Below are 17,047 nucleotides of genomic sequence, written 5' to 3'. Positions count from 1 at the left end.
TCGGCGACATCAAATCCGGCGCGTCGGCCTGTATCGAAGCCCGATACGAGGATGTCGCCGTACTCTTGGACACTTTGGCCGTTCCCACCTTCATCGTCCCGGGCGACAACGAATGGACGGATTGTGCCGATCCCGGCGAGGCCTGGGCGTTCTGGGAGGCCCACTTCCTGAGACTGGAGCAGAACTACTGCGGGACACCGCCTGTCTCCGTTCAGCAGATCCGCCCGGAGAACTTCGCCTTCGTCAAGAGCGGCGTACTATTCGTCGGTATCAACAAGGTCGGCGGAGTCGGTATCGGCCTCGAGGAACGGACCGCGCGCCTTCAGGATGACGCGGATTGGGTCACACAACAATTCGAGGTGCATGCGAGCGCGGTTCGTGCGGCGGTGGTGTTCGCTCAGGCGTCCGCCTCGGGCAGTCCCTTCGTGGGAGCGTTTCGCGCGGCAGCGGCGGCCTTTGCCAAGCCCGTTCTCTACATTCATGGCGACGGGCACAGCTGGATCGAAGACCAACCGTACCCTGAGCAGAACATTCGCCGTGTTCAAGTCGAGCGCGGTACGCTCTCCGCGCCTCCCGTCCAAGTGACCGTCACCACCGGAAGCCCAGCGGCGTTCCTCGTCAATCGAGACCCCTGGCCCCCGGGTTCTCTTCCCTTCAACCGCGGGCCTTGCGTGGATGCGGGCCCCGATCTGACGGCGATCGTCGGAGAAGAAACGGAGCTCGAGGGCATCGCCACCGACGACGGCGTACCTCTCGCGGGAAGCCTGACCGTCGGCTGGACTCAGATTAGCGGGCCGGATATCGCCATGCTCGACGAGCCGAGCTCTCCCACGACCGATGCCTTCTTTGATACCGAAGGAGTGTACGTCCTTCGCCTCACGGCCGACGACGGAGAGCTCTTCGCGACCGACACGGTATCGATCAATGTACTGTCCGAAACTGGAAACACCTCTCCGAGCGTGAGCATTACCTCTCCCTCCAACTTGTCGATATTTTTCGATGGCGAAACAGTCACTATCAACGGCATCGCCTCGGACGCTGAGGACGGCGATCTCACGGCGTCGATCACCTGGGCCTCGGATCGAGATGGAGTCATCGGCTCGGGCGGCTCCCTAGCGACGTCGGGGCTCACGGCGGGAACACACGCGATCTCGGCTGCGGTCACCGATAGCGGCGGGTTGACCACGCAGGACAACATCGGAATCGTGATTCTGGCGGCGCCACCCAGCGATAGTATCAACGTCGCGATCGATGATTTCCGGACCCTCCACGGGACCGTCGGCGGAAGCTATGCGCTATCGCACCAGCTGGACGGTGTCCACGAGACTCTCACCGAGACACTGAACCAGAACGAGCCGGGCACGAGCACTAGCGCGCTCGATCATACCTGGATCTTCAACGTGTCGCCGGGCGCGATCTATTCCTTCGTGATCGCCTCTTTCCACACTCCCAGTCCCGACGGCGACTCGTTCGCTTTTTATTATTCGAAGGACGATCTCAGCTACTCCTACATGCTCACCGTGACCACCACGTTCTCCGGTGGTCTTCCGCAGACGTTTCTTTTCTCAGAAGACGTTTCCGGCCCGCTGTTCATTCGGGTCGTCGACACGAACGCATCTCCCGGCAGCGAGTCGCTCGACACTCTCTCCGTAGACTACATGATCGTCCTGAGCTCGAACGGTCCGGTTGACATCACACCCCCAGGGCCACCGAATGGCCTGACCGTCGCCCGCGGAATCAACGGTATCTCGCTCGACTGGGACGACAACCCCGAGCCCGACCTCGTGGCCTACCGGGTGTATCGGGCCAACGTGCCCGAAGGCCTCTACTCCGACATCGGGATAGGACCGGTGCTGCAAAGCGCCTATTTCGACGGCAATGTGGCCAACGGCGTCACGTATTACTATTACGTGACGGCCGTGGACACCTACGGCAACGAGAGCTTGGCGAGCAGCCCCGCTCAGACACCCTGCATGGACGTCCTCTTTCTCACCAACCAGACTCACACTTCGAGCGCCATCTTTGACGGCTGCACCACAGTGTCTGCGGGTGCGAATTTTCAGGTGCTTTCGCCGGCGGATGTTACCTTCATAGCAGGACAGTCGGTCGTTCTCTCGAACGGTTTCTCCATTGGAGCAGGCGCGCTCTTCCGGGCCGTGATCCTTCAAGTAGGAAACTGAGCTACTATTTCTTCAGGAACTTTCTGAGCAAGGTCTGGCGCTCTCGAACCACGATGAGGGCGCCGTCTTCGAGATCCTCACCAAAGAGCTCGAGAAGATTGAACAACGTCTCGGTCACCCGTTGATTGGGGACGTCCTCGGGCCTGAAGAAAACCACCGAAGGCCAGCTTTGACCGACGTCGGACTCCACCAGCCGCGCCAGGCTCCGGTTGCGCGTCACGACGACCCGGCTCTCGAAATGCGCGAGACGGAGAAAATCTCGCAGTGGCAAATCTTCCGCACCGATCTCCACGGCATGAACGGCATCGTAGCCGGCTTCGTTCAAATCGCGCACGATGGACTCGGGAAAGAATGGATCGGCAAGCAGCTTCACGCTCACGCTCGGGCGATGAGATGAAGCGCCTCGGCAAAGCGCTCGACATCGGACTCGGTGTTGTAGTGAGCGAGCGAGGCGGAAACGGCGCCCTCCTGCTCGGGAAGTCCCAGGGCCTTCACCGCGTCGCGGCAGCCACAGTGCCCATGATCGACCCGAATTCGCTCTTCCCCGAGCGCCGCGGCGAGCTCGGCGGGTTTCCAATCGCCCAGTCGAAAGTACAGATGGGGCGTCCGCCGCGCGGCACTGTCGGCGTCTCCGATTCCGAACACCCGTGCGCCGGGTATGGCCGCAAGTCGCCTCAGCGCGAGCGACGTCAAACTCCTCTCGTAATGCCGGATGGCTTGCATGCCGCGTCTCATGTGGCGCCGGCGGCCGTAGTCTTCCGAGGGTTGAATGGCCAGCTCTTGGCTCAGAAGCCCCAGCTCTTCGACGTAGCGAAGCGCGGCGCCGAGCGACGCAACTTCCTTGGGATCGACGGAGATTCCCGCGAAGGGGTCCCCATTGCGGCTCCGAAGCTCGCGCAACCGCTCCTTGCGACCCCACAGGAATCCAACCTGTGCACCAAAAAGCGGCGCCGCCGAGGCCAGCACGAAGTCCGCACGCAAGAAGCGTACGTCGATCGCGCCGTGAGAGAGAAACGGCGTCCAATTCACCACGAGCGCGCTCCCTTGCTCGCGCACCCGGAGGGCGACAGGGAGCAGCTCGATCACCGTCCCGAGTGCCGTCGAAGCCTTGGGGACGATCACCGCCCGGGTATTCTCGATGAGAAACTCGTCGAGCCGGCTTTCGTCGAGTCCCCTCTCGAGCTGTCTCAAGGGCCACGACCTGACCTCGATTCCGCGCTGGGCCAGGGCGCGCCAGGGAGCGAGATGCCAGTCGTCGTCGAGCTCGGTGACGACGACGGCCGAGCCCGGCGGATAGTCATCAGCGAGTGCGGCGCTCAGACGCTCGGCGAGCAGGGCGACGTCGGGCGCGAAGACGATCTCCTCGTCGGCCCAGCCGAGGTTGGAGTTCAAGAAGAAAGCCAGGCTCTCGCGCGTTTCCGAATCGATGTCGGCCGGATTGTCCTCGAGCGACACCGCCTGTCGAAGCGCTCGCACCGTCCCGAGGAATTTCGGCGCCGAGACGTTGTCGAGAAATACGGTGCTCGAGTTCTGAAGCGCGGGAAAACACCCGCGAACGTAGTCCAGAGGAAACTCCATGCATTCTCCTTGGCAGATCGGTGAGACGCCGAAATAGTATAGTCATGAAAGGCGGAATGGCGCGATGAGCATATCGAGGCCGATCGGGCCGGCTTTCGTCCACCCGAACCGCAGCTTCGACGAGCAGTACCGTGCGGGGATGAACGGCGCCATCGTCCTGGACCGAAGCCATCGGGCGCTGGTTCGGGTCGAGGGCAAGGATCGAGAGCGGTTTCTCCAGAGCATGTTGAGCGCGGACGTCGCCCGCCTCGAGCGAGGAATGGGCCGTCCGGCCACGTTTCTCACCAACAAGGGCAAGCTCGTCGCCGATCTGATCCTGTTCCGCGAGGCGGAGCGTTTCCGCATGGAAATGGAGGCGGTGAGCGCGGAGAAGCTCGTGGCTTCCCTCGGGCGATACGTCATATCCGAGGACGTCACTCTCGAGTTGGATGCCGGTGAGACGGCGTTCTCGGTAGAAGGGCCTGAAGCCGCGAGCTTGCTGGGGTCGGTGCTCGACACCGTTAGCCCGCTCGAGGGTCTGACGCACCTCGGATTCCTGGAAGCACGAACCCTTGGGGTAACCGCCCGGGTGATTGCCAAGCTCCAGGAGCCCTCGCCGCGGTTCGACGTCGCCCTGAACCGTGATCGGGCCGCTGGCGTTGTCGACCGATTGATCGCCGCCGGCGCAGTTCCCGCCGCGACCGCGGTGGCCGAAGCACGTCGTATCGAGGGGGGCCACCCACGATTCGGGGTCGATATCGACGAGACTTGCCTGCCGCTCGAAGCCGGCCTCGAGCAGGCAGTCAGCTTCGACAAGGGATGCTACATCGGGCAGGAGTACGTGGTGAGATTGGCCCATCGCGGCCACTTGAACCGGAAGATAGGCGGTCTGCGTCTCGACGGACCGGGGGCGGTCGAAATCGGAAGCGCTGTGGTCTCCGACGCCGGGAACCGGCTCGGCGAAGTCACGAGCTCGGCTCATTCACCGACTCTTGGCCGCGGGCTAGCGCTCGCGTGGCTGCGCCGGGAGATCTTCGCGCCGGGAACTCTGGTACGCGTCGAGTCGAGCACGGAAGTGCGTGAAGCCGTCGTGACCGAATTGCCGTTCATCCGCCCGAGTTGACACTCGCCAGAAGCGCCCGCCAAGCGTCCCAATATGGCTCACCGCCCACGACGTAAGCATCGGTATGTCCCGCCCCTTCGACGCAGAGAAGCCTCTTCGGCTCTGCCGCGGCGGCGAACAGCCTTTCGCCACAGGCGAGCGGTACGGTTGGATCGTCGGTCCCGTGGATGATGAGGAGCGGTAGCGAGAGCCGGGGAACTTTACTGAGGTTGTCGTAGCGGGTGCGTACCCAGCGCCTGGGGATGAAGGGATAGACGAGCCTTGCCATGTCGGCGATGGAGGTGAAGGGAGCCTCGAGAACCAGCGCCAATGCGGCACGGCGCCGGGCCAGCTCGATCGCCACGGCTGCCCCGAGCGACTCTCCAAACAGAACGAGACGACCCGGTTCCAACCCACGCTCTTCGGTTAGATAGCGGTACGCCGCGAGCCCGTCCTGGTAGGTCCCCTCCTCCGTGGGATGGCCCTCGCTGCGGCCAAAGCCCCGATAGTCGAAGAGAAAAACGTCGACGCCAAGGTTTCTTTGCCATTGTGTGACGCGGTCTAGGCGATGCGATATGTTGCCTGCGTTTCCGTGGCAGACCAACACCGTGTGGCGCCGCGGAGCCGAGTCCGCCGGGAGAAACCACCCGTCGAGGCGCGTTTCGTCCTCGGTTACGAGAGTCACCGGCTCGTGGCGCAGGCCGATCGAGCCCGGCTCGACGTCGAAATCGTGAGACGGAAAGTAGATCAGCTTCTCTTCGAAAATCACGAGAGAATCCCGTATCCCATTATAAGGACTGGTCGTGATATGGTGGGCGTCCAAGGAGGTGAGAGCGTGGGCGTAGACGACCCCGCGTTGTCGGAGTTACCAGAGCCGGGCGAGCCCGTCTTCTATCCCAAGGTCGGCCATTGTATCTACCGGGGTGTAATCGAAGACCGCGTTGCGCCGGGCACCGAGCTACTGGAGCTCGAGGACATCGAGGAGGGTAGCCGTATCCTGATTCCCCTGTCGCGCGTCTCCGAAGTACACCTGCGAGCAGCGGGTCGATCGCTGGAGGATATCCGTGCGGAGCTCGCCCGAGACTTCGAGGAGCCCCTGGAGAACGAAGAGGAACGCCGCCAGCAGATCGAGCAGCTCATCTCGGAAGGAACGCCTCGGGGGCTCGCCCGCGCGCTGAAGCGCCTCCACCTTCTGCGACAGGGCAACGGTTTGACTCGTGACGAGGAACAGATCCGGAAGAGAATCCGAAGCTGGCTTGCGGCCGAAGTCGCGCTGTCGAAGGACTGTACTCGAGCCGAAGCTCAAGCTTTCATGACCCGGGCCCTGCAAGACGCGATGAGTCAGCACCGGCTTCGTGAGAAGGAGGAGGCGAAGGAGCGACGGCGCGTCGCCAAAGAGCAGAAGAAACGTGACGAACAAACCGAGGTGGTTCGACTCGCCGAGGGCGCAGCGCCCTCAGCCGAGCCGCCCGGGGATAGCGAGCCGCCCCGGCTCGAGGAAACCCCTTCCGAATCCTGAGCCCGCCCGGGAGAAGGCATCGGAAACAGGCGGTCGAGGGATCGCCAAATTGACACCCGCTCCGCAAGAGTGCTACTAATGAGGTTTCGATCCGAAACAGGAGCTCGACTCCGAATGCCGGTTCGAGGTCACGTTTCACCAAGATGGCCCGTCATCCCGAGCTTCACGTAAAGCCTCTCCACGGAGAGCCCTACCGCTTCCCCGTCACCAAGGACGTCATCTCGATCGGCCGCTCCAAGCGCAACGATCTGGTGCTCGCCGACCAGTGGCTGTCACGCCATCACGCCGAGATTCGTCAGGAGAACGGCCGCCACGTGATTTGCGATCTCGAGAGTCGCAACGGCACATACGTCAACGGCGAACGTCTCGAGAAAGCCGTACCACTCCAGAACGGTGATGTCGTCACCCTCGGGGACCAGCAGATTCGTTTCATCAACGAGTCCACCGGCAGCGTGATCCTGACCGAGACGCCCGGGGGCCTCGACCTGGAGGGCACGGTGGTGGTGCCCACCGAGCAGCTTCTCGCCGCCGCCCGGGCCCAGGAAGACACCTGGGACGACATGGCGAAGAAAGGCGTCCGCCCCGCTCGTCGCCAACCCACGGCGGACGATTCGGCGCGCATCTTCAAACAGAACCAGATGCTCACCGCGCTGAGCCAGGCGAGTATGGCGCTCATCAGCAATCGGCCGGTAGGCGAGCTTTTGGAGTTCATTCTCGAGCTCGCATTCAAGGTGATCCAGGCCGAGCGCGGCGTGCTGATGCTCATCTCGAGCGACGGCGATCTCGCCGTCGAAGCCGTCCGCACCAACAAGGGTTCCTCGCCGACGGAAGAGATCACCTTCTCGCGGTCGATCGCCGATAAAGTCGTCAGCGAGAAGGTATCGATCTTGACGAAGAACGCTCTCGACGACCCCCGATTTCGCTCTCACGACTCCATCGTCGCCCTCGGCATCCGCTCGGCAATGTGTGTGCCGCTGTGGAACGAAGACGCGGTGACCGGGCTCGTCTACGTTGACAGCCTTCGCCGGGAAAACTCCTTCACCGAAGACGACCTGACGCTTCTAACGTCGCTGGCAAACGTGGCCGCGATCAAGATCGAGAACGCCAAACTCCTCGAGGAGATGATCGAGAAGAAGCGAATGGAACGGGAGCTCGAGCTCGCGAGCGAGATCCAGAAAGACTCGCTTCCTCGGGCGGCGCCCAAGCTGCCGGGGTGGGACCTGGTCGGCACCAATACCCCCTGCTATACCATCGGTGGCGATTACTTCGACTTCATCGACCGGCCGAGCGGTATCGCCGTCGCCCTGGGCGACGTCTCGGGCAAGGGTGCGAGCGCGGCACTGATGATGATGGTCCTCCGCGCCATCGTACACTTCGCTGCACAGCGGGAGAAGACGGTCGTGGACATCGTCGCTCAGACGAATAGCGTCATGCACGAAAATTCGCCCGAGCAGTTTTACGTTACGTTCTTCCTGGGAGATCTGGACATCAAAACCGGAAGGCTCGCCTACGTCAACGCCGGGCACATCCCACCGGTATTGTTCCACGCTGCGAGCCAGACCATCGAGCGTCTCGAAAAGGGAGGCACGGTGCTGGGCCTCTTCCCCCCCGATTTGGCGCCGCCCTACGAGGCGGACGAGACCACGCTCGCCGCCGGAGACGTTCTGATCGTCTTCACCGATGGAATCAGCGAAGCCTGGGGTGAAGGCGAAGAAGAGTTCGGCGAGGACCGGCTCGGAGAGCTGGTGAAGCGAAACGCGTCGCTGAGCGCCGAGGCGCTCGAGCAGCTGATTCAGAAAGAAGTAGAAACCTACACCAAGGGGGCCCGGGCCACCGACGATCGCACGATCATCGTCCTCAAACGCACCTGAAGACCGCGTTACTCGGCGGCAAGCCTGCCTCGGTTCACGAACCTTTGACGCTTCTACCCGCTTGTGCTACTTTCAGTTTTATCTGGTTTTTGAAATCGAAAGGCTCTTGTTCTCGGCTCCCACCGCGTGGTGGCGGGTAAAAAGAATGGTTCAGCGACACGAAACGCTTTCCGAAGTCACCAGCCTGCAGAAAGAAATCAACAAGATATTCGAACAGATGGCCCGGCTCGAGCGAACCGAATCGGGAGGGATGGGTCTCGGCGAATGGTTGCCTCGAGTCGATGTCTTCGAAACGAAAGGTAGCGTCGTCGTCAAGGTCGAAGCGCCGGGCTTCGGCAAGAGCGACCTGTCGGTGACCTTTCGTGGCCCGAAGATGATCCTTACCGGCGAGAAGAAACAACCGAAATCGGGCCGCTCGGTGCAAGGTTATCTCTGCCTCGAGCGGAGCTTCGGCAAGTTTACCCGTTCGCTCTATATCGATCGAGCCGTGGATCTCACTCAGGCCAAAGCGGAGCTCAGCGAGGGAATTCTGACCGTGACGATGCCCACGCTGAAGGATCGACGGGGAAGCGAATTCCGGCTCACCATCGTGGACGGAGAGGCGAAGACGAGGACCAAGTGAACCCAACGAACCCAACGAACGACATGGAAATCGAGACCCGTGAGGGGCAAGAGCCTCTCCAGATTCCCGACTCGCTCCCGGTTCTTCCGCTCCGGGACATCGTCATCTTCCCGTTCATGATCGTCCCCCTCTACGTCAGTCGTGACCGGTCGGTCAAGGCGGTCGATTCGGCTCTATCAGAGAACCGCATGATATGTCTCGTCGCCCAGAAGGAACAGGAGCGCGAGAATCCCGAGGTCGAAGACCTTCATCGAATCGGGACGGTGGCGGTGATCATGAGAATGCTGAAGCTGCCCGACGGACGCATCCGGGTGCTCGTACAGGGCATGAACCGCGCGCAGGTGGAGGGATTCCCTCAGTCCGACCCCTTTTTCCTCGCGAAGCTGACACCGATCTCGGAAGCGCCGATCGAGGAAGATTCGCTCGAGCTCGAAGCGTTGATGCGCAACGTGAAGGAAGCTCTGGAAAAGTCCGTCAACCTGGGAAAGGCGATCTCCCCCGAGGTCATGGTCATCGCCGCCAACCTCGAAGATCCGGGACGGCTCGCCGATCTGGCGGTTTCGAATCTGGATCTCAAAGTGGACGCCGCACAGGTCATCCTCGAGACGGTGGATCCCATCGAGCGGCTGAAGAAGGTCCACGAGCTCATCGCCAAGGAGATCGAGGTCCTCACGATGCAGCAGCAAATCAACTCCCAGGCTCAGGGCGAAATGGACCGCAGCCAGAGGGAGTATTTCCTCAGACAGCAGCTCAAGGCGATTCAGAGTGAGCTGGGCGAAGGGAACGAGCTTGCCGAAGAGGTACGGCAGTTGCGCAGCAAAGCACGAAAATCTCGCATGCCGAACGAGGTCTACAAGGAAGTCGGCCGGCAGATTTCCAAGCTCGAGCGCATGCATCCCGACGCCGCGGAGACGGCGACGCTCAGGAATTACTTGGAGTGCATGGTCAATCTGCCCTGGAGTCGAACGAGCCGCGACAATCTCGACCTAAAGGGCGCTCGCGCCATCCTCGACGAGGACCACTATGGCCTGGACCGCATCAAGGAACGCATCCTGGAATATCTGGCGGTTCGGAAGCTCAAGAAAAAGATGAAAGGCCCCATTCTCTGTTTCGTCGGTCCGCCGGGCGTAGGCAAGACCTCGCTGGGCCGATCGATCGCCCGCGCGGTGGGCCGGAAGTTCCAGCGCATCTCTCTGGGCGGCGTTCGAGACGAGGCGGAGGTCCGGGGACATCGACGCACTTACGTCGGGTCGATGCCCGGTCGAATCATCCAGGGAATCCAGCAATCGGGAACGTCGAATCCGGTGTTCATGCTCGACGAAGTGGACAAGATAGGTGCTGACTATCGAGGCGACCCGAGCTCCGCTCTTCTGGAAGTGCTCGATCCCGAGCAGAACCATACGTTTCGTGACAACTATCTCGGCGTACCGTTCGACCTCTCGAACGTTCTCTTCATCGCAACCGCCAACCAGCTCGATCCCATCCAACCGGCCTTTCTCGATCGGATGGAGGTGATCCAGCTCACGGGATATACCGAAGAGGAGAAGCTACAGATCGCCAAGCGCCACCTCGTACCGAAGCAGCTCGAGGAGAACGGCCTCGGCTCCCAACAGATCACCTTCAGCGACGAGGCCCTCAAGAACATCGTCAATCAATACACTCGTGAGGCGGGCCTGAGGAGCCTCGAGCGTGAGATCTCGCAGGTCTGCAGAAAAGTGGCGAGGAAGGTCGCCGAAGGCCGTGACAAGATCATACGTATCACCGCGGCGAATCTCGCCACGTTCCTCGGCCCTCCGAAGAACATGGGCGAGGACACGCTCGACAAGGATCAGGTCGGGGTGGCCACCGGGCTCGCCTGGACGCCGACCGGCGGCGACGTGCTCTTCGTCGAGGCGACGGCGATGAAAGGCAAAGGCGAGCTCATTCTCACCGGAACGCTGGGCGACGTCATGAGAGAGTCGGCCCGCGCTGCGCTGTCCTATGCGCGATCCCGGGCAGCGGCCTTCCAGATCGACGAGGGTTTCTTCGGCACTCACGACATCCACGTGCACATCCCCGAGGGCGCAATCCCCAAAGACGGGCCGTCCGCTGGGATTACGATGGCGCTGGCGATGATCTCGGTCCTGACCAATACCCCCATCCGGCGGAACGTGGCGCTGACCGGAGAGATAACGCTTCGAGGCAATGTGCTCCCCGTCGGCGGTATCAAAGAAAAAGTCCTGGCGGCGCGCCGGGCGAAGCTCGATACCGTGGTCCTCCCCCAGCTCAACCGCAGGGACATCGACGATCTGCCAAATTACGTCAAGCGAGACCTCGAGTTCCGGCTCGTCGAAAAAGTCGACGAGGTGCTCGAGGCGGCCCTCATCGATGGCGCCAAGATTCTTCACCTGCAATCCCGGCGGGCGAATGTGGCGCGACGCTCGGCATCTTCACGGAGCACGCGGACGGCGCTCCGGTGAGGCTCCTCGTCGCCGGCGACGTCGTCGGGAAGGCCGGCCGCAAGATCTTGAGAGCCGGCCTCGCCCTCATGCGGCAACGAGACGACTACGATCTGGTCGTGGTCAACGTGGAGAACGCCGCCGCCGGCTTCGGTATCACGCCCGACATCGCGGGGAAGTTTTTCTCGCTGGGTATCGATGTGCTCACCACGGGAAACCATGTTTGGGACAAAAAAGAGATCCTCGCGCACATGGACGATGAGCCGCGTCTCTTGCGGCCGGTGAACTACCCCGATGGCTGTCCGGGAAACGGAACTTACGTCGCGACCACCCGCTCGGGCGCGGCCGTCGCCGTCGTGAACTTGCAGGGGCGCGTCTTCATGCCCCTCATCGACTGCCCGTTTCGGGCCATCGATCGCGAGCTCGAAGCCTTGAGGGACAGGACCCCAATCGTCCTGGTCGACTTGCACGCCGAGGCGACCTCGGAAAAGATGGCGCTGTCCTGGTACCTGGACGGCCGGGTATCGGCGGTGGTCGGTACTCACACGCACGTGCCGACGGCAGACGAGCGCATTCTCCCCAAAGGGACCGCCTACATTACCGATCTCGGGATGTGCGGCGCGTACGATTCCGTGATCGGCATCGAGCCCGCGACCTCCCTGCCCCGATTCCTCACCGCGATGCCGACGAAGTTCGAGCCGGCGAGCAGAAATCCCTGGATGTGTGGGGTTGTCATCGACGTAGACGATTCCACCGGACTTGCCCGAAGCATCGAACGGTTCAAGCTCACCGAGTCGGATGTCGGCTAGCCCTGGTTTAGCTTGGGGGTCAAGGAATCAGAACGAAACGCAAAAGACGCCACGTCGGAAAGACGCAAGCGTAACCGATGATCGATCCCGGAAAAACCGCCGGTCAGAGATGGGTGTCGATCTCGTGTGTCTGGAGATTCGTCTCCGGATTGGACTTTGCGCCTTGGCCTCTTTGCGTTGAGTCTGAAGCTGACGAATGAGTCGCTCGAGCGATAATCGGACTGTTTTCTCCGTCAGCGAGCTCACTCGGGAGATCAAGCTGAACCTCGAGACCAGCTTCAACAACCTGTGGGTGGTCGGAGAATTGTCCAACGTCAGCCGGCCCCCTTCCGGTCACCTCTACTTCACTCTCAAGGACCAGAATGCGCAGCTTCCCGCGGTCATGTTTCGCAGCGCCACCCGTCACCTTCGGTTCCAGCCAGGTGACGGGCTCGCGGTCCTTGTCTGGGGACACCTGACCGTCTACGAACCGCGAGGTGCGTACCAGATTCGAGTGGAGCGAATGGAGCCGCGAGGAAAAGGCGCTCTCCAGATCGCCTTCGAGCAGCTCAAGGAAAAGCTCGCCAAGGAAGGCCTCTTCGACGCCGCCCGCAAGAGAGCGCTCCCGCTCCTTCCCCGTCGCATCGGGATCGTGACCTCGCCCACGGGAGCGGCCATCCGTGACATCTGTCGCGTGCTGCATCGCCGGTTCCCGAATCTGGAAGTGCTGGTCTACCCCGCCCAGGTCCAGGGAGATATCGCCGCCGCAGAGATCTCTCAGGGCATCCGCGTGCTGAACCGCCTTGGCGGGTTCGACGCTCTCATCGTGGCTCGCGGGGGCGGGTCCTTCGAGGATCTCTGGTCATTCAACGAAGAGTCGGTCGCGCGCGCCATCGCGTCTTCGGACATCCCCGTCGTTTCCGCGGTGGGTCACGAGATCGACTTTACCATCTCCGATTTCGTCGCCGATGTGCGCGCCCCTACCCCGTCAGCGGCCGCGGAGATGGTCGTGGAAAGGAAGGTGCATCTCGTCGAGCGCGTGAGCCGTCTCCAAGGGGGGCTGGATCGAGCGATCGCCGGAAGGATGGCCGAGCTCCGGGCCCGGACGAATCGCATCGTCTCCCATCGTGCTTTCGCTGCCGCCCTGCACGCGTTCGAAATGAAGGCACAAAAACTCGACGAGGTCGTTTACCGCGGCCGAGCCATTCTCGACCGCCGCTTGTCCGGCCTCGAGCGACAGCTGGCGATCCTCGCGAGGCGTCTCGAGGCGAAGCGACTGGACCGCCAAATCGCTGAAGCACGGGCTGGGCTGGAGAGGCGGGTCGCTCGTCTCGGCAGCGCGGGTGCGAGGATGCTGCAGAGAACCGGTCGTTCGATCGCCGAGCTAGTCGCCAAGCTCGAAACTCTCTCACCACTCGCGGTACTGGGTCGGGGTTATGGCCTTGTGTGGTCGGCTCAAGGTAAGCTCTTGCGAGACGCGGCTGAGGTCACCCTGGGCGAGGCATTACAGATCGATCTTCATCGGGGAAGTCTCGGCTGCCGCGTGGAGAACATCCGGCCACAGGCGGAGAAGGAGACCGATGACGAGTGAGACCCCAGACGATGCAGTGAGACCGAAAGATTTCGAGGAGGCGCTCGCGAGTCTGGAGACCATCGTCAAAGAGCTCGAGCAGGGTGAGCTCAGCCTCGAGTCGTCGCTCCAACGCTACGAGCAGGGGGTGAGGCTCGCGCGATTCTGCGCTTCCAAGCTGGAAGAGGCAGAGAAGCGAATCGAGATTCTCCAGGTGAACGAGAAGGGTGAGCCGAAACGGGACGCCACCGGTGCTCTGCGCAAGGCTCCGATCGACTTGGGAGAGAATGAGTAAGCTCGACGTTCTCACCGACGAGCGAAGTTTCGACCGCTACCGAAGCGAGCGGGCGGCACGGATCGAGACTTATCTCGACGACTACCTACCGGCGGAAGACACGCCGCCAGCGACGATCTCGCGCGCCGTGCGCTACAGTCTCTTCGCCGGAGGCAAGCGGCTGCGGCCCATTCTCGTGATTGCCTCGGCAGAAAGCGTCGGCGGGAATCTCGATGACGCCCTCCCCGCCGCCGCCGCTCTCGAGATGATCCATACCTATTCGCTCATCCACGACGACTTACCCGCCATGGATGACGACTCTCTCCGGCGAGGGCAGCCCACGTCGCACGTGGTGTTCGGCGAGGCAATCGCGATCCTCGCGGGTGATGCGCTGCAAACCCATGCGTTCCGCGTTCTTGCCGCGCCGCGGGGAGGCTCCCGAGTCCCGCCCGAGCGGCGCCTTCGTGCCGTGGCGGTGCTTGCCGAGGCCGCGGGGGCCTCGGGAATGGTGGGCGGCCAGGTCGCGGACCTCGAGTCGGAGCGGAGGCCTGCGGACGCGGAGACGCTGGAGTTCATCCATCGTCACAAGACCGGGGCGCTGATTCGTGCCGCCGCGGAGATGGGCGCGCTGATGGGAGGCGCCAACGAGAGTGTCGTGGGACGTCTGAGACAGTTTGGAGAAGAGATCGGCCTCGCTTTTCAGATCGTCGACGACATCCTGGACGTCGAGGGGAGCTCGGCAGTGTTGGGCAAATCTCCGGGCAAGGACGAGAAGGCGGGGAAGACGACGTACCCGCGCGTCCATGGCATCGATGCCGCGAGAATCCGCGCGAAGGAGCTGACCGAGAGTGCGCTCTCCCGTGTCGCCGCGTTGGGTGAAGCGGCTCACCCGCTCGTGGCCCTCGCCCGCCGCGCCGTGAATCGAACCTGCTGAACGAACACGCGAGATGGGACGACAGCGAGCGGACCGACTGGTCGTCGAGCGGGGGCTGGCGCCGACCCGCGAGCAAGCGAGACGGCTCATTCTCGCCGGTGAGGTTCTCGCCGACGACGAACCGGTCGACAAGCCCGGCGCGCTCGTCCGCGAAGATACCTCGCTCCGGCTCCGCCGCCCGAGGAAACCGTACGTGGGCCGGGGTGGTGAGAAGCTAGAAGGTGCCCTCGAGGCGTTTTCTCTCGACGTGCGGGGTCTCGTGGCTCTCGACGTCGGAGCCTCGACCGGGGGCTTCACCGACTGCTTGCTTCGATACGGAGCCCGGTCCGTCACCGCGCTCGATGTGGGAAAGGGACAGCTCGATTGGAAGCTCTACTCCGATCCCCGAGTTCGCGTCGTCGAAGGCAAGAACGCTCGTTATCTCAGCCCTGGCGACCTGGACCTTCGTTTCGACATCGTGACGGTGGACGTGTCGTTCATTTCCCTCACGAAGGTCCTTCCGGCGTTGGTCCCCCTGGTGAACGACCAGGGGTTGATTCTCGCGCTGGTGAAACCACAGTTCGAGCTGTCTCCCGAGTCCATCGAGCGAGGAGGACTGGTTACCGTGAAGGAGCACCAGGTCCAGGCGATCGTGAACGTCGCGGTCCGGGCGAGCGAGCTCGGCCTTGCGGTGCGCGATATGGTCGTCGCCCCCATCAAGGGCGTGAAGGGGAACCAGGAGTTCTTCCTTTTGACACAAAAATCCCCGCGAAGGGGGCTCGAGCCCCGGGCGATCGAAGAGCGGTCTCGTCGGGTCGTAGGGATGAGCTCGTGAAGACCACGCAGCTAGAACCGAAGAAGACGGCCATCGTCGCCAAGGTACATGCGAAGGAAGTGGGGAGCGTGGTGCGGACTCTCACCAAATGGCTTCGCGAGCGCGGGATCGAGCCGTACCTGGAGTCGGCGCTTGCCGCGAAAGCAAAAAACGGCACGTCCTTCTCCCTCGACCGCATGCCGCGCGACCTCGACATGTGCATCGTGCTCGGCGGCGACGGCACGTTGCTGTCGGTCGCCCGCGCCATGCGATCGAGGCAGATCCCGATCCTCGGCGTGAACCTGGGCAGCCTGGGATTCTTGACCGACGTCGCCCTCAAGAACCTCTACTCCGTTCTCGAGTCCATCCTGCAGGGGAAGGTGACGATCGACGAGCGCTCGATGCTCGCGGCCGAGCTGGTGCGGAAAGGGGAGGTCATCGCGACCGAGAACGTCCTGAACGACGTCGTGATCACCAAAGGCGCCATTGCTCGCATCATCGAGCTCGCGGTCGACATCGACGGTTTCTTCGTTGCCATTCTGCGCGCCGACGGAGTCATCGTATCGACGCCGACGGGCTCGACCGCGTACTCTCTCGCCGCCGGCGGCCCGGTCCTCCAACCCAACCTCGGGGCGATGGTGCTCACTCCCATTTGCCCCCACACCCTCACCTACCGACCCGTCGTCATCTCGGATCGGGCCAGGGTCGAGCTCGCGCTGCGGGGCGAAATGGGCGAGGTATACGCTACGTTCGACGGACAATCGAGCGAGCCGCTCGAGCCGGGAGACATCCTACGCGTGCGAAAGAGCCGCTTTTCCGTCAAGCTCGTGAGCGCACCGGAGACCAACTACTTCCATGTCCTCCGGCACAAGCTCCGCTGGGCCGAGCGGCCGAGAGGCCGCCGCTCGACACCGCCGCCGAAGCCTTAGCTCACCCTTGGACGCGTGATGGAGTAGGGTGATTATTTTCTGACACAGACCAATCTCCGATCTTCGTGTCACCCTCTGGGCCGGCAGAACGAGGCTGTGTTACAATGTCTTACGAGAGACCCATGGGCACGACGATCACGATTCGATTGGCGGACGATTTGCGGGCCGAGCTCGAGAGGATCAGCCGAGCTGAGGGCAGGCCGCTCAGCGACATCGTCCGGGAATCCCTTCGCCGCTACGTTGCAATCCAACAATTCCGACAGCTGCGCAAGAAAGTCCTGCCGTTCGCGGAGGCGCAGGGTCTGCTAACGGACGAAGACATTTTTGAATCTCTCGAATGAAGGTGGTCCTTGACGCCAACGTCCTCATTGCTGCCTTTGCTGCGCGCGGACTCTGTGAGTCGCTCCTCGAGCTTTGCCTCGATAAACACGAGATTGCAGTGAGCTCGCCGCTTCTTGATGAAGTGAGAG

16 protein-coding genes are annotated in these 17,047 nt (G+C 62.4%); 13 read left to right on the top strand and 3 right to left on the bottom strand.

What is annotated here, in order from left to right:
- The coding region (locus VEK15_15745; protein ID HXV62153.1) for a hypothetical protein at positions 1-2,180 on the top strand (2,180 nt) is incomplete at its 5' end.
- Positions 2,181-2,184: 4 nt separating this feature from the next.
- Here the strand turns inward: VEK15_15745 and VEK15_15740 are convergent.
- Complete coding sequence (locus VEK15_15740) at positions 2,185-2,559, bottom strand: DUF5615 family PIN-like protein (GenBank protein HXV62152.1); 375 nt, start codon at positions 2,557-2,559, stop codon at positions 2,185-2,187.
- Positions 2,556-3,758 (bottom strand): aminotransferase class V-fold PLP-dependent enzyme, encoded by a 1,203-nt coding sequence (locus tag VEK15_15735; GenBank protein ID HXV62151.1) that lies wholly within the window; start codon positions 3,756-3,758, stop codon positions 2,556-2,558. The genes VEK15_15740 and VEK15_15735 overlap by 4 nt, the downstream gene beginning before the upstream one ends.
- Before the next feature lie 64 nt (positions 3,759-3,822).
- Between VEK15_15735 and VEK15_15730 the strand changes: the two genes are divergently transcribed.
- Positions 3,823-4,860 carry a glycine cleavage T C-terminal barrel domain-containing protein gene (locus tag VEK15_15730; GenBank protein ID HXV62150.1) on the top strand — a complete coding sequence of 346 codons (1,038 nt, stop codon included), beginning with the start codon at positions 3,823-3,825 and terminating at the stop codon, positions 4,858-4,860.
- Here the strand turns inward: VEK15_15730 and VEK15_15725 are convergent.
- Positions 4,844-5,608: an alpha/beta hydrolase gene (locus VEK15_15725; protein ID HXV62149.1), complete on the bottom strand. Its 765-nt coding sequence runs from the start codon at positions 5,606-5,608 to the stop codon at positions 4,844-4,846. The two genes, VEK15_15730 and VEK15_15725, sit on opposite strands and share 17 nt — an antisense overlap.
- Positions 5,609-5,674: 66 nt before the next feature.
- Here VEK15_15725 and VEK15_15720 point away from each other — a divergent pair, with 66 nt between their 5' ends.
- The 11 genes from VEK15_15720 to VEK15_15670 all read left to right on the top strand — a co-directional run bounded on the left by VEK15_15720 (position 5,675) and on the right by VEK15_15670 (position 16,918).
- Positions 5,675-6,358, top strand: coding sequence for a hypothetical protein (locus VEK15_15720; GenBank protein HXV62148.1), 684 nt, complete (start codon positions 5,675-5,677; stop codon positions 6,356-6,358).
- 143 nt (positions 6,359-6,501) lie between these two features.
- Complete coding sequence (locus tag VEK15_15715) at positions 6,502-8,229, top strand: SpoIIE family protein phosphatase (protein HXV62147.1); 1,728 nt, start codon at positions 6,502-6,504, stop codon at positions 8,227-8,229.
- A 145-nt stretch (positions 8,230-8,374) separates the two neighbouring features.
- Positions 8,375-8,851: an Hsp20/alpha crystallin family protein gene (locus VEK15_15710; protein ID HXV62146.1), complete on the top strand. Its 477-nt coding sequence runs from the start codon at positions 8,375-8,377 to the stop codon at positions 8,849-8,851.
- A 23-nt stretch (positions 8,852-8,874) separates the two neighbouring features.
- Positions 8,875-11,310, top strand: coding sequence for an endopeptidase La (gene lon / locus VEK15_15705; protein ID HXV62145.1), 2,436 nt, complete (start codon positions 8,875-8,877; stop codon positions 11,308-11,310).
- Positions 11,307-12,098: a TIGR00282 family metallophosphoesterase gene (locus tag VEK15_15700; protein HXV62144.1), complete on the top strand. Its 792-nt coding sequence runs from the start codon at positions 11,307-11,309 to the stop codon at positions 12,096-12,098. Before lon ends, VEK15_15700 begins: the two co-directional genes overlap by 4 nt.
- A 196-nt stretch (positions 12,099-12,294) precedes the next feature.
- The gene (xseA, locus tag VEK15_15695; GenBank protein HXV62143.1) at positions 12,295-13,668 is read left to right on the top strand and encodes an exodeoxyribonuclease VII large subunit; all 1,374 of its coding nucleotides are present in this window, start codon (positions 12,295-12,297) and stop codon (positions 13,666-13,668) included.
- Positions 13,658-13,942: an exodeoxyribonuclease VII small subunit gene (locus VEK15_15690; GenBank protein HXV62142.1), complete on the top strand. Its 285-nt coding sequence runs from the start codon at positions 13,658-13,660 to the stop codon at positions 13,940-13,942. The genes xseA and VEK15_15690 overlap by 11 nt, the downstream gene beginning before the upstream one ends.
- Positions 13,935-14,855 (top strand): farnesyl diphosphate synthase, encoded by a 921-nt coding sequence (locus VEK15_15685; GenBank protein ID HXV62141.1) that lies wholly within the window; start codon positions 13,935-13,937, stop codon positions 14,853-14,855. Before VEK15_15690 ends, VEK15_15685 begins: the two co-directional genes overlap by 8 nt.
- A 13-nt stretch (positions 14,856-14,868) precedes the next feature.
- The gene (locus VEK15_15680; protein ID HXV62140.1) at positions 14,869-15,669 is read left to right on the top strand and encodes a TlyA family RNA methyltransferase; all 801 of its coding nucleotides are present in this window, start codon (positions 14,869-14,871) and stop codon (positions 15,667-15,669) included.
- Positions 15,666-16,577, top strand: a complete 912-nt coding sequence (locus VEK15_15675) for an NAD(+)/NADH kinase (GenBank protein ID HXV62139.1) — start codon at positions 15,666-15,668, stop codon at positions 16,575-16,577. The genes VEK15_15680 and VEK15_15675 overlap by 4 nt, the downstream gene beginning before the upstream one ends.
- Positions 16,578-16,699: 122 nt before the next feature.
- Positions 16,700-16,918: a ribbon-helix-helix protein, CopG family gene (locus VEK15_15670; protein ID HXV62138.1), complete on the top strand. Its 219-nt coding sequence runs from the start codon at positions 16,700-16,702 to the stop codon at positions 16,916-16,918.
- Positions 16,919-17,047 lie beyond the last annotated feature (129 nt).

The organism is Vicinamibacteria bacterium (genome assembly GCA_035620555.1).
Classification (GTDB): Bacteria; Acidobacteriota; Vicinamibacteria; order Marinacidobacterales; family SMYC01; genus DASPGQ01.
Note: the sequence above shows the minus strand (reverse complement) of the source record. Positions and strands in the feature narration are given on the sequence as shown.